Annotated in this window: 11 protein-coding genes and 1 pseudogene; 3 read left to right on the top strand and 9 right to left on the bottom strand. The window is 63.1% G+C overall.

The annotated features are described in order from the left end of the window. The first annotated feature begins 3 nt into the window (after positions 1 to 3). On the top strand, positions 4 to 267 hold the full coding sequence (locus AC1DD7_RS01045) for a hypothetical protein (protein ID WP_477513427.1): 264 nt from the start codon (positions 4 to 6) through the stop codon (positions 265 to 267). Between the two features lie 37 nt (positions 268 to 304). After that, positions 305 to 1,450: a pyridoxal phosphate-dependent aminotransferase gene (locus AC1DD7_RS01040; protein ID WP_477513426.1), complete on the top strand. Its 1,146-nt coding sequence runs from the start codon at positions 305 to 307 to the stop codon at positions 1,448 to 1,450. Positions 1,451 to 1,666: 216 nt separating this feature from the next. On the opposite strand, the gene AC1DD7_RS01035 is transcribed toward AC1DD7_RS01040, so the two are convergent. The 5 genes from AC1DD7_RS01035 to AC1DD7_RS01015 form a co-directional block, all read right to left on the bottom strand. Next, positions 1,667 to 1,897 (bottom strand): hypothetical protein, encoded by a 231-nt coding sequence (locus tag AC1DD7_RS01035; protein WP_477513425.1) that lies wholly within the window; start codon positions 1,895 to 1,897, stop codon positions 1,667 to 1,669. 145 nt (positions 1,898 to 2,042) lie between these two features. Then, the gene (locus tag AC1DD7_RS01030) at positions 2,043 to 3,179 is read right to left on the bottom strand and encodes a bifunctional 2-methylcitrate synthase/citrate synthase (protein WP_477513424.1); all 1,137 of its coding nucleotides are present in this window, start codon (positions 3,177 to 3,179) and stop codon (positions 2,043 to 2,045) included. A gap of 31 nt (positions 3,180 to 3,210) precedes the next feature. Next, complete coding sequence (gene prpB / locus AC1DD7_RS01025) at positions 3,211 to 4,116, bottom strand: methylisocitrate lyase (RefSeq protein ID WP_477513423.1); 906 nt, start codon at positions 4,114 to 4,116, stop codon at positions 3,211 to 3,213. Continuing rightward, the gene (locus AC1DD7_RS01020) at positions 4,117 to 5,637 is read right to left on the bottom strand and encodes an MmgE/PrpD family protein (RefSeq protein WP_477513422.1); all 1,521 of its coding nucleotides are present in this window, start codon (positions 5,635 to 5,637) and stop codon (positions 4,117 to 4,119) included. It lies immediately after the preceding gene. Positions 5,638 to 5,681: 44 nt separating this feature from the next. Further along, positions 5,682 to 6,323, bottom strand: a complete 642-nt coding sequence (locus tag AC1DD7_RS01015) for a GntR family transcriptional regulator (RefSeq protein WP_477513421.1) — start codon at positions 6,321 to 6,323, stop codon at positions 5,682 to 5,684. 184 nt (positions 6,324 to 6,507) lie between these two features. Here AC1DD7_RS01015 and AC1DD7_RS01010 point away from each other — a divergent pair, with 184 nt between their 5' ends. Beyond that, complete coding sequence (locus AC1DD7_RS01010) at positions 6,508 to 7,875, top strand: MFS transporter (protein ID WP_477513420.1); 1,368 nt, start codon at positions 6,508 to 6,510, stop codon at positions 7,873 to 7,875. 165 nt (positions 7,876 to 8,040) lie between these two features. Here AC1DD7_RS01010 and AC1DD7_RS01005 read toward each other — a convergent pair whose 3' ends face one another. The 4 genes and pseudogenes from AC1DD7_RS01005 to AC1DD7_RS00990 form a co-directional block, all read right to left on the bottom strand. Next, positions 8,041 to 8,895 (bottom strand): helix-turn-helix transcriptional regulator, encoded by an 855-nt coding sequence (locus AC1DD7_RS01005; protein ID WP_477513419.1) that lies wholly within the window; start codon positions 8,893 to 8,895, stop codon positions 8,041 to 8,043. Positions 8,896 to 8,906: 11 nt separating this feature from the next. Then, complete coding sequence (gene mmsB / locus AC1DD7_RS01000; RefSeq protein WP_477513418.1) at positions 8,907 to 9,857, bottom strand: 3-hydroxyisobutyrate dehydrogenase; 951 nt, start codon at positions 9,855 to 9,857, stop codon at positions 8,907 to 8,909. A gap of 91 nt (positions 9,858 to 9,948) precedes the next feature. Beyond that, a complete protein-coding gene (locus AC1DD7_RS00995) occupies positions 9,949 to 11,868 on the bottom strand; it encodes an acetate--CoA ligase (protein WP_477513549.1) in 1,920 nt (639 codons plus the stop codon). Positions 11,869 to 11,893: 25 nt separating this feature from the next. After that, positions 11,894 to 12,752, bottom strand: a pseudogene (locus AC1DD7_RS00990) (enoyl-CoA hydratase/isomerase family protein). Between the last annotated feature and the right edge of the window lie 2 nt (positions 12,753 to 12,754).

Raw genomic sequence — 12,754 nt, 5'->3', positions numbered from 1 at the left:
TTCATGAAGCAGGAACAATGCCAGGCTTGCCGGGCACCGGTCTGGTACGCCCAGCATGAACTCACGAGGAAGACAGTGAGGCTGGACCGTGATCCGAAACCAGGCGGCACCTACGTCGTCGTTAGGGATATGCAGGGGCGTCTGGTGGTGCGGAGCGTCTACGGTCATCCGGCAACCGGGGATGCCCAGCACTTGTTCACCGCGCATTCGTGCGGCGCCGGGTCGGGCACAGGCAGCTTCGAACACTTCGTGGTCCTGCCGGATTGAAACCGGGATCCAAGGAGCCCAATCAAAGGGGATTGAATTGCAAAGCGATATTCGGCGTCCGTTTGGCCACTCGGCTTGGGCGGCGCCCTACCAATCCGTTGCCCCGCTCGTGCTTGGCTCCAGCGTCGTCGCTCCCTTGGAGCTCAGCGAACTGGCGGCAATCGCCGGCTTGGCTGTCACGGACCTAGCCCCGCCGGGATTGCTGTTTGATTACGGTCCACCAGGCGGTTCCTTGGAGCTCCGGGAGCAAATAGCCTCCGCCATGCCGGGGCTTGTCGCGGACAACGTGACAGTCACTGCCGGGGCCGGGGACGCACTGGCGATGGTCGCCGAGCTCCTCTGCCATCCGGACGCTCACGTGATCATCGAAATCCCCACGCATGAGAGTGCCTTGATGACTGCGCAGAGGCGGGGTTGCGCTGTCTCCCTGCTAAGGGCCCCAGTGACCGCGGAGTCGATTAGCGAACATGTGCGTTCGTCGACCACCGCGGTGTTCCTGAGTTCCCCACATAATCCCACCGGCCAGGTTCTGACCGCGGGCATGCTGACAGAGATCGCCACCAAGCTGGCCAGCGTCGGCGCGCTTCTAGTCGTTGACGAGGTCTACCGCGGTTTGCCACTGGGGGTCCAGGAGGTACCGCCGGCTGTTGCCGCTTTGGTGCCCAACGGTGTCTCGATCGGAAGCCTCTCCAAGGTTTATGGTCTTCCGGGACTCCGTTTGGGCTGGGCGGCCGGGCCAATGATGGTTGTTGACGACCTTCGCTCAATCCAGCGCTGGACATCCCGGTCGCCCGCCGTGACCAGCGAGGCGATCGGGAAGGTGGCACTGGACAACAGCGAAGGACTGCTGTCCCGGGCCAAATCATTGGTCTACGACAGTTACGTCGAACTCGCGGCCCTGTGCGACAGGGTGCCCGGAATTCGGCTCACGGTGCCCGACGGCGGCACCACCGTTTTTCCGGAAGTAGACGCTCCTGACGTGGATGCCTGGTGCGGCAGCATAGCGGAAGAGTTTGGCCTCCTTGTGGCGCCGGGGAATGCGTGCTTTGGTGTCCCTGGCCGCGTGCGGATCAACCTCGGTCTGCGTCCGGAAACAAGGGCACAGGCGTTTCCCCTGCTTGCGCAGGCGCTCTCGAAGCTTCATCGAGAGGCAGCCACCAGCCGGTTGGGAGGGCAAGGATGAGCTAGCTACGGGTGCCGAGGGCCACTAGCCAGCTTGTCCCCACGTTTCGCGTTGGACTGGCGTGAGAAGATTTGTTCCCACACGAGCGGCAGGCCTCTTCCCCCTGTCTGACGTCCGGACGGGATCAAGGCCGTCGGCGAATACGTGCCCGGACTCAATCAGCCACGCGCACCAGTGCACGGGGCCGACGCGACTGTGATGGCCTGCAGCGCGCGCTCAAGCCGTGTTCTGTTTCGGGACATCCCACTGGTAGCGGGCGAAGACCTCCCGGCTGCCTGACTTTTCGACCATTTCCCGGGGCCATGGCCCCTCGGCTGAAAGCCAAATGATCGAGTTGTCGGGCATCACGGCGTCCACGATGCCGCTCCTGACAAAGTGTCCGGCCTGGCGGATTTCCACATGTTGGCCCAAGAGTCGGCCCCAGTCCGGTTGTGGGTGCAAGTCCACGGTTTGGCTCCTCTTTTCTTCAAGGGCTCTGGCTGCACGAGCAGCATCAAAAAGCGGAGGCGGGGCACCGAAACGTTGCGATAGATGTGATGATCCGGGTGATCATCCGGTGCCCCACCACCAGTTCAGGGGCTCGACGGCGGCATTAGAGTGAGCGTTGCTCCGCACCGTTGTATGCGCTCAGGGGTCGGATCAGCGAGTTGGAAGCAAGTTGTTCCATGATGTGGGCTGTCCAGCCGGTGATGCGGCTGGCGACGAAGATGGGGGTGAAGGTCTGGGTGTCGAAGCCCATGAGGTGGTAAGTGGGCCCGGCGGGGTAGTCGAGGTTGGGTTTGATGGCCTTGGCTTCGTCCATGGCTTGTTCGAGGCCGTTGTAGAGGCCCAGGAGTTCGGGCCGTCCGTAGTGGGCGATCATTTTGTCCAGGGCGGCCTTCATGGTGGGCACCCGGGAGTCGCCGTGCTTGTAGACGCGGTGCCCGAAACCCATGACCTTTTTCTTCTGTGCCAGTGCATCTTCCATCCAGGCCCGGGCCCGGACTGCGGCTTCTTCCATGGATTCTTCGCTGCGGATGCCGATCTCGTCGAAGGTGTGCATGACGGCCTCGTTTGCGCCGCCATGCAAGGGGCCTTTGAGGGCGCCGATGGCAGCGGTCACGGCCGAGTGCAGATCGGAGAGCGTGGAGGTGACCACGCGGGCTGTGAACGTGGAGGCATTGAAGGAGTGCTCCGCGTAGAGGATCATCGAGACGTTGAATGCCTCCACCACCTCGACTACTGCTTCTTCGCCGAAGGTCATCCAGAGGAAGTTCGCGGAGTAGTCGAGGTCTTCCCGCGGTTCCACCACGTCCTGGCCGCGGCGGCGGCGCTGGTCATAGGCGACGACGGCAGGCATGGCAGCCCAGAGGTCGATGGCCTTCTTCATGTTGGCATCGGGGGATGAGTCTTCGGCCAGTTCGTGCCGGGCTCCCAGGACGGAAGCTGCTGTACGGCAGACGTCCATGGGATGTGCCGTGGTGGGCAGACCATCCATGACCTCCCTGACGGCAGGATCCAAGGCGCGGCCCGCGCGCTCCACGGCAACGAGCGCCGCGAGTTGTTCGTCGTCGGGCAGTTCGCCGTTCCACAGCAGGTAGGCGACCTCTTCAAAGCTGCACTTGGCGGCCAGTTCCTGGACCGGGTAGCCGCGATAGAGCAGCGAGTTGGTGTCCGGGTTGACCTTCGAGACGGCGGTGTAGTCCACCACGACGCCGGCAAGGCCTTTGCGGATTTCTGATTCAGCCATGTTTGAACTCCTTTGTTCTGTATCGAGTGCGTTATCGGATGCCCGGTACGGCGAAGTTGAATACGCCGGTATCGAATTGGTTGTAGGCCTCGTAGTCGACGAGTTCATAGAGGCGCGCACGCGTGAGCATCTGCGGTACACGAACTTCTTGGGTGCCCAGCCTCTTGATTGTTTCCAAGGTGGCCTCTGCAGCGCCCATGGCAATGCGCAGGAGGGTGACGGGGTAGATGACCATGTTTACGCCGACGCTTTGGAGTTGGTCCACGGTGAAGAGGTCGCTTTTGCCGAATTCGGTCATGTTGGCGAGGATGGGCACGTCCACGGCGTCGCGGATGGCTTGGAACTCGTCCAGGGTGGCCATGGCTTCGGGGAAGATGGCGTCGGCGCCTGCGTCCACCAGGGCTTTGGCGCGGTCCTGGGCGGCGTGGATGCCGTCGGTCGCGCGGATGTCGGTGCGGGCCATGATGAGGAAGTTGGGGTCCCGGCGTGCGTCTGTTGCGGCGCGGATGCGTTTGGTGGCGGTGTCGATGTCCACGACGTTTTTGCCGTCCAGGTGGCCGCAGCGTTTGGGGTTGAATTGGTCCTCGATGTGGCAGCCGGCCAGGCCTGCGTTTTCGAGTTCCTGGATGGTGCGGGCGACGTTCATGGGTTCACCGAAGCCGGTGTCCGCGTCCACGAGGGAGGGCAGGTCGGTCATCCGGGCGATCTGCCCGGCCCGGGTGGCTACTTCGGTGAGGGTGGTCAGTCCGATGTCGGGCAGGCCGAGGTCGTTGGCCAGGACCGCGCCGGAGATGTAGACCCCCGCGAAGCCCTTCTCCTCGATCAGCCGTGCCGAGAGCGGGTTGAACGCGCCGGGGAACTGCTGCACGGTCCCGGAGGCCAGCAGTTCCCGCAGTTTCAGCCGTTTCTGTTCGGGCGTGACTTTGGAGTACAGCATTTAGAACAGTCCCTTCGGCGCGTTGGTGGGGTCGATCACGCCGGGTGCTGCGGTGATGTTCAGCTGGTCCAGTTCGCCCGGGCCGAGGTCGGTGACGCGTTCGACGGCGGCGAGGAACCGTTCGATCTCGGTCTCCTCCACGAGTCCTGCTGCGAGGGTGCGGAACTTGGTGATGTATTGGGCGCGGGCGAACGGCCGGGCACCGAGCGGGTGCGCGTCGGCCACCGCGATTTCATCGGTGATCACGGTTCCGTCCGTGAGGGTGATGACGACGGTGCCGCCGAAGGCTTTCTCGGTGATGTCCAGGGAGTGGTAGCGGCGGGTCCATTCGGGGTCTTCGACGGTGGTGACCTTGTGCCAGAGTGCCACGGTGTCCGGTCGTGCGGCGCGTTCGGGGGCGTAGGAGTGAACGTGGTGCCAGGTACCGTCCTGCAGGGCGACGGTGAAGATGTAGGGGATGGAGTGGTCCAGGGTTTCCCGGGACGCGGACGGATCGTATTTTTGGGGGTCGTTCGCGCCGGAGCCGATCACGTAGTGCGTGTGGTGGCTGGTCTTGATCAGCACCGACTTCACATTGGCGGGGTCCGTCGTTTCGGGGTGTTCCTTGTGGAGTTTGCGGGCGAGGTCGATCCAGGCCTGGGCCTGGTATTCGGCGGAGTGTTCCTTGGTGTAGGTGTCCAGGATGGCGCGCTTCGCTTCACCGGGCAGCGGCAGGGGCACGTCGTAGGAGGCGTCCGGGCCGTCGAGCAGCCAGGCGATCACGCCGTCTTCGCCTTCGTAGATCGGCACGGGGGAGGTCTGTCCGCGCATGGAACGGTCCACGGCTTCGACGGCCATTTTGCCCGCGAACGCCGGGGCGTGGGCCTTCCAAGTGGAGATTTCGCCCTTGCGGGACTGCCGGGTGGCGGTGGTGGTGTGCAGGGCCTGGCCCACGGACTGGAAGATCGTCTCAACATCCAAACCCAACAACGTGCCGATGCCGGCCGCGGCGGACGGACCCAGGTGGGCGACGTGGTCGATTTTGTGCTTGTGCAGGCAGATGGCCTTGACCAGGTTCACCTGGATCTCATACCCGGTGGCGATGGCCCGGACCAGGTCCGCACCGTTGGAGCCGACGTGCTGGGCGACGGCCAGGATCGGCGGGATGTTATCTCCGGGGTGGGAGTAGTCCGCGGCCAGGAACGTGTCGTGGTAGTCCAGTTCACGCACGGCCACGCCGTTGGCCCAAGCAGCCCACTCGGGGGAGACCCGCTCGCTGATGCCGAAAACGTGCCCGCCCGTGCCGTTGGCGGACGGGGCGTGGGTCAGGGCCTGGGCGCGTGCTGCGATGATCGGGGCGCGGTTCAGCGAGGCAATAGCCACCGAGGCGTTGTCGATGATCCGATTGATCACCATATCGGTCACCTCCGGGGTGACGTCGACGGGGTCGGCGGCGACCACGGCGATTTTGTGCGCGAGTTGTTCCTCGCGCGGGAGGTTCTCTTCGGACTTGTACACGCGGACGTGGTGGTTCTTGACCATGGTGCTCCTTCTACTGAGGGGTTTCAGCGGGCTGGTGAGGGTGTTCAGCGGGCCACATGAGCGGCCTTGACGTGGGTGAGGCTTCGGTGCAAGTGAAGTGTGGTGGCGGCCTCGGCCAGCCGCGGATTGCCTGCCGCGATCGCTTCGGCAATCGCGGCGTGCTCCGCGGCCGCGGCACGGAGCCTGGCGGCGTCGTCGGCTGCCAGCCGACGCACCCGGACCAGGTGCACCCGCAGGCCCCGCATCGCCTGGGCAAGGTAGGAATTGGAGACGGCGGCGTCGATGGCCTCATCCAGGCGGCCCACCAACGCGTAATACTCGTGCCGGGCAGGATCGGTATCGCTGAGCAGATCCGGCGCCCCCAGCAGCTGGGCATGCAGTTCGGCGAAAACGCCCGGCTCTCCACGCTGCGCTGCCAACGCCGCGGCCCTGACCTCCAGCGTTTCGCGCAATTCAAACAACTCATCGATGCTGTCCAGCGAAATATCGGTCACGACGACACCGCGCCCACCAGCCGCCGTCGTCAATCCCTCCGCGGTCAGCCGGCCCAACGCCTCCCGGACCGGCGTACGGGACACCCCCAACCGCTCGGACTGCTCCACCTCCGCCAGCACCGTCCCCGGCCGCAGACGCCACTCAACGATGTCTTCACGAAGAGCCGCGTAGGCCCGATCACTGGCGCGCATAACCCCAGTGTATACACAGGCTGCGCCAAGCGGCAATAACCGCCGAGATGGGAGCCTCTTTGTATACATTCATGCCTTGTCGCCAACTACCTCCTTTGGGAGGTAGTTGGATGTCCTCGCTTCTAGCTAGGGTGCTCTGCATCACATTGTGAGAAATACGAGCCGGACATCAAAGGAGATTCCCATGAGCTCAGCTTCATCTGTTGCCTATTCACCGCCTCATAGCCGCAAGACGCTCAGGAAAGTAGCGTTCGCCAGTGCGGCCGGCACCACCATCGAGTTCTACGACTTTTTCATCTACGGAACGGCAGCGGCCTTGGTCTTTCCGGTTGTCTTCTTTCCCGCCTTGGGTGCTGCCGCCGGAACTGTCGCATCTTTCGGCACCTTCGCCGTCGCGTTCATCGCCCGGCCGGTCGGGGCAATCATCTTCGGGCACTATGGCGACAGGATCGGACGCAAGAAGACCCTCATCACCACGCTGCTCATGATGGGCATCGCCACGGTGATGATCGGCCTGATACCGGATGCGAGCACCATCGGCGTTGCAGCACCGATCCTGCTGGTGGTCCTTCGGTTCGTACAGGGTCTGGCTGTCGGCGGGGAATGGGCGGGAGCCACCCTGCTGACAGCCGAATACGCACCCCCAGGAAAACGAGGACTGTTCGGCTCTTTCCCGCAGCTCGGTCCCTCGGTGGCCTTCGCGCTGGCCAGCGGCACGTTTCTGGTCACCAGCCTCACCCTGGGCGATAAGTCGGAAGCGTTTATCACTATCGGCTGGCGAGTGCCGTTTATTCTCAGCGCCGTCCTGGTTCTGGTGGGCTTCTGGGTGCGGACCAGCATCGAGGAGACGCCGGTGTTCAGGAATGCCAAGCGCCCCGAAACCACTGCCAAGCTTCCCATCGTGGAATCCATCAAGGGCCAACCCAAGGAAATCCTCTTGGCAGGCGGCTCCCTGACGCTCCTGTTTGCCCTCTTCTACATTGGAACGGCGTTCCTGACCAGCTACGCCACGAGTCCCACCGGTATGAAGTTGAGCCGTCCGGAGGTCCTTACCACTGGAATCATCGCGTCAGTCTTCGTTGCCGCCGCTACGTTGGCCTCCGGTATCCTTTCCGATCGCTTCGGTCGCAAGAAGGTCATCGCGGCGTCCTGTATTTTCGCTGTGCCGTGGTCCCTGGTGCTGTTCCCAATGCTGGGCATGGGCACGGTTCTGGCCTTCGGTATTGGCCTCACCGTCACTCTCGTGATTTTTGCGATCGCCTACGGCCCGGCAGGTGCGCTCCTTCCCGAGCTGTTTGAGACAAAGTACCGCTACACCGGTGCCGGCATGGGCTACAACCTCGCCGGGGTTCTGGGCGGTGGCATTGTTCCGCTCGTCGCGGCACAGCTGATTACCAGCACAGGCGGCTGGGGCATCGGCGTTCTGCTCGCCGCCATTGGCGTGTTCAGCATCGCCTGCACCATGGCACTACCCAACCGGGAGAGGTCGGGACTTGAAGAACGTCCCGTAGAAGGCGGAACCATGAAGAAGGACCGCACGACGGCGGCATAGGACTGCCGCTGGAAGGTGCGGGGCTGTCGACTCATCGGCAGCCCCGCATCCGTGGCGCTGGGCTACCTCACGTACGTCCTGGACTCCATGGCCGATCAAAGCAAACACAAGAACGTCCTTCCGGAAATCCGGGAGGACGTTCTTACCGCGGTTTCGGAAGACTCACTACGGCAGAAGGCCGAGCCTCCGTGCGGCCGACACCGCTTCGAGCCGGTTATGCACCGAGAGCTTGGCCATGGCGTTTTGAAGATAACTCTTCACGGTGACAGGCTTGAGACTCAGCCTGTCTGCCGTTTCGGCATAGGAGCATCCCAAGGCAATCTGAGCAAGCACATCAAGTTCCCGGGGTGCCAGCCGTACAGCGGGCTGCAACCCGCTGGCGGGGGACGGGGCCAGACGCGCGCCGATGCCGTCGAGCTGTTGTGCGAGTTGCACGTCAGTGACCGTGCTGGCCAGGGACCGCAACTCAGCGTGTGCCTGCCGGACTTCCTCCAGCCAGTTGTGGTCGTAGGCCATGGCTGGTTCCGGATGGACACGATGCATGACGGCCACTCGCCGGTCTACCTCATCCCTGACGCGGAGTTCGGAAGCGATGGCCGTCGCCGCTGCCATCGCATCTTCCATGGCCCGCTCACCCAGGGGGATGCCCTCCCGACTTCCGACATAAAGTACGGAGCGCGGCTCGCCCCGAACCAGGACCGGCACCGCGGTCAGCGATCTGATGCCCTCGTTTTTGACGGCAGCATCGTATTCGTGGGTAATCCGGTCGGAAGCGATGTAGTCGGTCACCAGATACGGCTGGCACTGACTGAAAACCCGCCCACCCAGCCCAGCGCCAGGAAGGACACTGACGTTGCGGAGACTAGCCGTGGCCGTGCCGAGGAAGTCCGAGAGTTGGAGGCTTTTCCCGGCCACCATCCCGCCAAACAACACCGCGGGGCGGAACCGTTGGGCCAGCTCACGCATCGCGGCGCGGAGCAACTCCCGGTCATCGGGGCGGTAGTAGTCGTTAGGCTGCATGACCCTACACGCTACTGGTGAAGGAAGCTCTGTGGACGCTTCTCGAAGTTTGATTCCGTCGTCTTGGCCCGAATGGCGTTGATGATGGCAGAAAAATCCTGTTCTGCACCGCCGTCGTCGGAAAACGCGCGATACATGTTCGTCGCCCTTCCTCCCAGCCCAACGTCCTGCAGGCCGGCGAAAGCCAAGGCATCGGCTGCCAAGCCCAAGTCTTTGGCCATGAGGGCACTCGCGAAACCAGGACGGAAGTCGTGATTCGCCGGGCTGCCAGGTACAGGACCCGGTACGGGGCAATTGGAGGTCAGCGCCCAGCATTGGCCGGACGCATTTGACGTCACATCGAACAGTGCATCGTTGCTGACCCCAAGCTGCTCTCCCAAGACAAAGGCTTCACTTACCGCGATCATGGTGATGCCCAGAATCATGTTGTTGCAAATTTTGGCTGCCTGGCCCGCGCCAGGACCGCCGCAAAACACCTTTCGTTTGCCCATGGTGTCCAGGAGCGGGCCGGCTTGGGAAAAGTCAGCGTCAAGTCCTCCAACCATGAACGTCAAGGTGCCCGCAGCAGCGCCAGCGACCCCGCCGGAGACCGGAGCCTCCAAAGACCTTTGGCCCGCCGAAGCCGCCAATTCGTGTGCGGACAGCGCATCTGCGACTGCAATGGTGGAGCAGTCAATGAAGAGGGTCCCTGGGGAGGCTGCCGACAACAGCCCAACAGAATCAGCTGTTCCTGAGTACAGTTCCAGAACATGGCGGCCTGCTGGAAGCATCGTGATGACCACGTCGGCCCTCTCAACGGCCGCTACCGCAGATTCCGCAATCCTGATTCCGTTGTCTCGGGCCTGGCCAAGGGACGAGGCTGCCAGGTCAAACCCGCTTACCTCGTATCCGTCCTTTGCCAGGTTGGCTGCCATTGGACCACCCATGTGGCCCAGTCCGATAAAAGCGATTCGTGGTGTCATAAGTTGTCCTCGCGTTTCGATTGATTTCTTTGGTCGCGCATTGGGGCGGAGCCCTCGAACCAATGGACGAGCCCGCGGGCTCGATCCGTCATTAATTGGCGCCTTTACCTTGAAGTATTGGACTCAGTGAAGTGAAGATTTCGGGATTTTCGATGGTCGCTGGCAGCGCTTCATCTCGCCCTTCGGCGATAGCCCGCATACTGCGGCGCAGGATCTTTCCGGAGCGCGTCTTGGGGAGGCCGTCCACCACGTAGAGCTCCCGAAATGCGGCCACAGGCCCGACTTCTGCGCGGACAGAGGCGATGATCTGTTCCCGCAAGGTGTCCTCGGTGATGCTGGCCCCGGATTTCAAGACCACGAAGCCCCGAGCCACTTGCCCTTTCAATTCGTCCGGCACCCCGATGACCGCGCATTCCGCGACCGCCGGATGGGCAGCCAGCACCGCTTCCAAGACTCCGGTGGACAAACGGTGTCCGGCTACGTTGATGACGTCATCAGTGCGGCCCATGACAAACACGTACCCGTCCTCGTCGATCAGGCCGCTGTCGCCAGTGAGGTAATACCCGTCGAACGTGCTCAGGTATGCCTTGCGATAGCGTTCCTTGTCCTGCCAAAGCGTGCTCAGCATGCCTGGGGGTTGCGGCAATTTGATACAAAGCATCCCTTCGGTGCCGGCCTCCACCGGCTTGCCGTCCGAGGTGAGCACCCGAATGTCGAACCCGGGAACAGGAACCGAGGGCGAGCCCGGCTTGAGGGGCATCGGTTCCAGCCCTCGAAGGTTCGCGCAAGCGGGCCATCCGGTTTCCGTTTGCCACCAGTGATCAACCACCGGAACGCCGAGGAGGTTGCCAGCCCATGCGTAGGTGTCCGGATCAAGCCTTTCGCCTGCCAGGAACAGGGTCTCCAGGCTGCTGATGTCCAGCCCGTCCAAGCACGTGGCCTCGGGGTCAACCCGTTTGATCGCCCGCATGGCCGTGGGTGCGGTGAGCAGCACTTTGACGTTGTACTTTTCGATGATGCGCCAGAACGCCCCGGCGTCGGGAGTTCCAACCGGCTTTCCCTCGAACATGACCGTAGTGGCACCGCCAATGAGTGGCCCGTACACCGTGTAAGTGTGGCCCACCTGCCATCCCACGTCTGAGGCCGCCCACATCGTTTCTCCTGGGTGAACGTTGTAGACGTTGGGCAGGGACCAGGCCAGGGCGACAGCGTGGCCGCCGTTGTCACGGACAACGCCTTTGGGTCTTCCGGTGGTTCCAGAGGTGTAAAGGATGTAGAGGGGATCGGTGGACATGACCGGTTCGCAGTCGGTGGGTACGGCAGCGGAAATGACGTCATCCCAATCGAACTCGGCTTCTCCCAGTTCCGACATCGCCTGTTCACGCTGAAGGATGATGGTGGAATCGGGACGATGGCGGGTCTTTTCCAACGCCGCCCGGATGATCGGTGTGTATTCCACAACGCGGCCTGGCTCCAGACCACAGGATGCAGCCACGATGACTTTGGGCTCGGCGTCGTCGATTCGCGCGGCAAGTTCCGGGGCGGCGAATCCGCCGAAGACCACCGAATGAACCCCACCGAGCCGAGCACATGCCAGCATCGCGATGGCGGCTTCGGGAACCATGGGCATATAGATCAGCACGCGATCTCCGCGGCCGACGCCAAGGTCACGAAGAGCACCCGCGAACCGGCCGACTCGATCCAGGAGTTCGGTGTAGGTATACCGCTCCGTCCGATGTGCCATGGCCGATTCCCAGACGAGGGCCAGGCGGTCACCTTTCCCTTGGACGACGTGCCGGTCCAGCGCGTTGTAACAGGTGTTGAGTACCCCATCCGGGAACCAGCTGAAGAACGGCGCCTCGGAGGTGTCGAGCGCGCGGTGCGGCTTTTCAAACCAGTCGATCGCGTCGGCGGCTTCGAGCCAGAACGATTGCGGGTCGGCCATACTGCGTGCGTAGGCGTCAGCGTATGCAGACATGGAATGCGTCACACTCCTGAAAAAGTTGAAAATTGGATAGTGGGTGGCTTCGGAGTCGTCATCCGACTGCCACGCCCTCGGCGAGCCCAAGCTCACGCCCGCCGAGGGAGGCGAAGCAAGCCGCAACCATGGTGGTGGTCACCTCGGCCGCGGTGGCTGGGTTCCAGCGGGGACTACGGTCCTTATCGATGACCTGTGCGCGGATGCCCTCACGGAAGTCATGGCCGGCAAGAAACCGGAGGCCGATGCGGTATTCCATGTCCAGTGCTTCTTCAAGAGTGAGGTCACGCGCCCGCGCACGTCGTAGTGCCTCAAGGGTGACTTTGAGCGCCGTAGGTGACTTCCCCTCGATGGAGTCCGCTGCTTGGGCTGCCTCCGGTACAGGTGTGGACCGTAGACGACGCACGATTTCCTCGACGTCGTCGGCGGCGTAGGCCTGGTCAATCCACGTCCGGTCTGCCGCGAGGCTCGAGGGCTGCGGCTCAACGACGAACTTCGCAATGGCCTCGTCCGCCGCTTCCTCCTCCAACGCCGTCGCAAGTGCGTCCAGGCTGTCGCTCCGAACGAAGTGGTCCGCGAGGCCCAGATGCAGGGAGTCGTGCCACATACGGTTTGGGATAGCGGCTGATGAGCGAGTTGAGACGGTACTCCCTAGCCCAGAACTGCGCGGTGGCGCTGCCGCCGCCGTCGATCATGTCCCGGTAGATCGCCACGATGTCGCCGCCGGCGCAGAGGCCGCGCTCGCCGGCGCCCCGCACCAGGACCGTCCTCACCGCATCGTCTTCGGCCCACTCGCCAAGCTTGGCGAGCATTGCTTCCACCATCTGTGGGGTTAGCGCGTTGATGTTCCGGGGCCGGTTGAGCAAGATGACGGCGAGCCGGCCTCGACGTTCGAAGAGGACTTGGTCGGTGGGCATGG

Source organism: Paenarthrobacter sp. 10L412 (genome assembly GCF_056395565.1).
This window is presented reverse-complemented; position numbering and strand designations above follow the sequence as displayed.

Excerpts from the sequence above, each read along its gene's own strand:
- AC1DD7_RS01045 (WP_477513427.1), top strand. The coding sequence starts at position 4 with ATGAAGCAGGAACAATGCCAGGCTTGCCGGGCACCGGTCTGGTACGCC.
- AC1DD7_RS01030 (WP_477513424.1), bottom strand. The coding sequence starts at position 3,179 with ATGGCTGAATCAGAAATCCGCAAAGGCCTTGCCGGCGTCGTGGTGGAC.
- prpB (WP_477513423.1), bottom strand. The coding sequence starts at position 4,116 with ATGCTGTACTCCAAAGTCACGCCCGAACAGAAACGGCTGAAACTGCGG.
- AC1DD7_RS01020 (WP_477513422.1), bottom strand. The coding sequence starts at position 5,637 with ATGGTCAAGAACCACCACGTCCGCGTGTACAAGTCCGAAGAGAACCTC.
- AC1DD7_RS01015 (WP_477513421.1), bottom strand. The coding sequence starts at position 6,323 with ATGCGCGCCAGTGATCGGGCCTACGCGGCTCTTCGTGAAGACATCGTT.
- AC1DD7_RS01010 (WP_477513420.1), top strand. The coding sequence starts at position 6,508 with ATGAGCTCAGCTTCATCTGTTGCCTATTCACCGCCTCATAGCCGCAAG.
- AC1DD7_RS01005 (WP_477513419.1), bottom strand. The coding sequence starts at position 8,895 with ATGCAGCCTAACGACTACTACCGCCCCGATGACCGGGAGTTGCTCCGC.
- mmsB (WP_477513418.1), bottom strand. The coding sequence starts at position 9,857 with ATGACACCACGAATCGCTTTTATCGGACTGGGCCACATGGGTGGTCCA.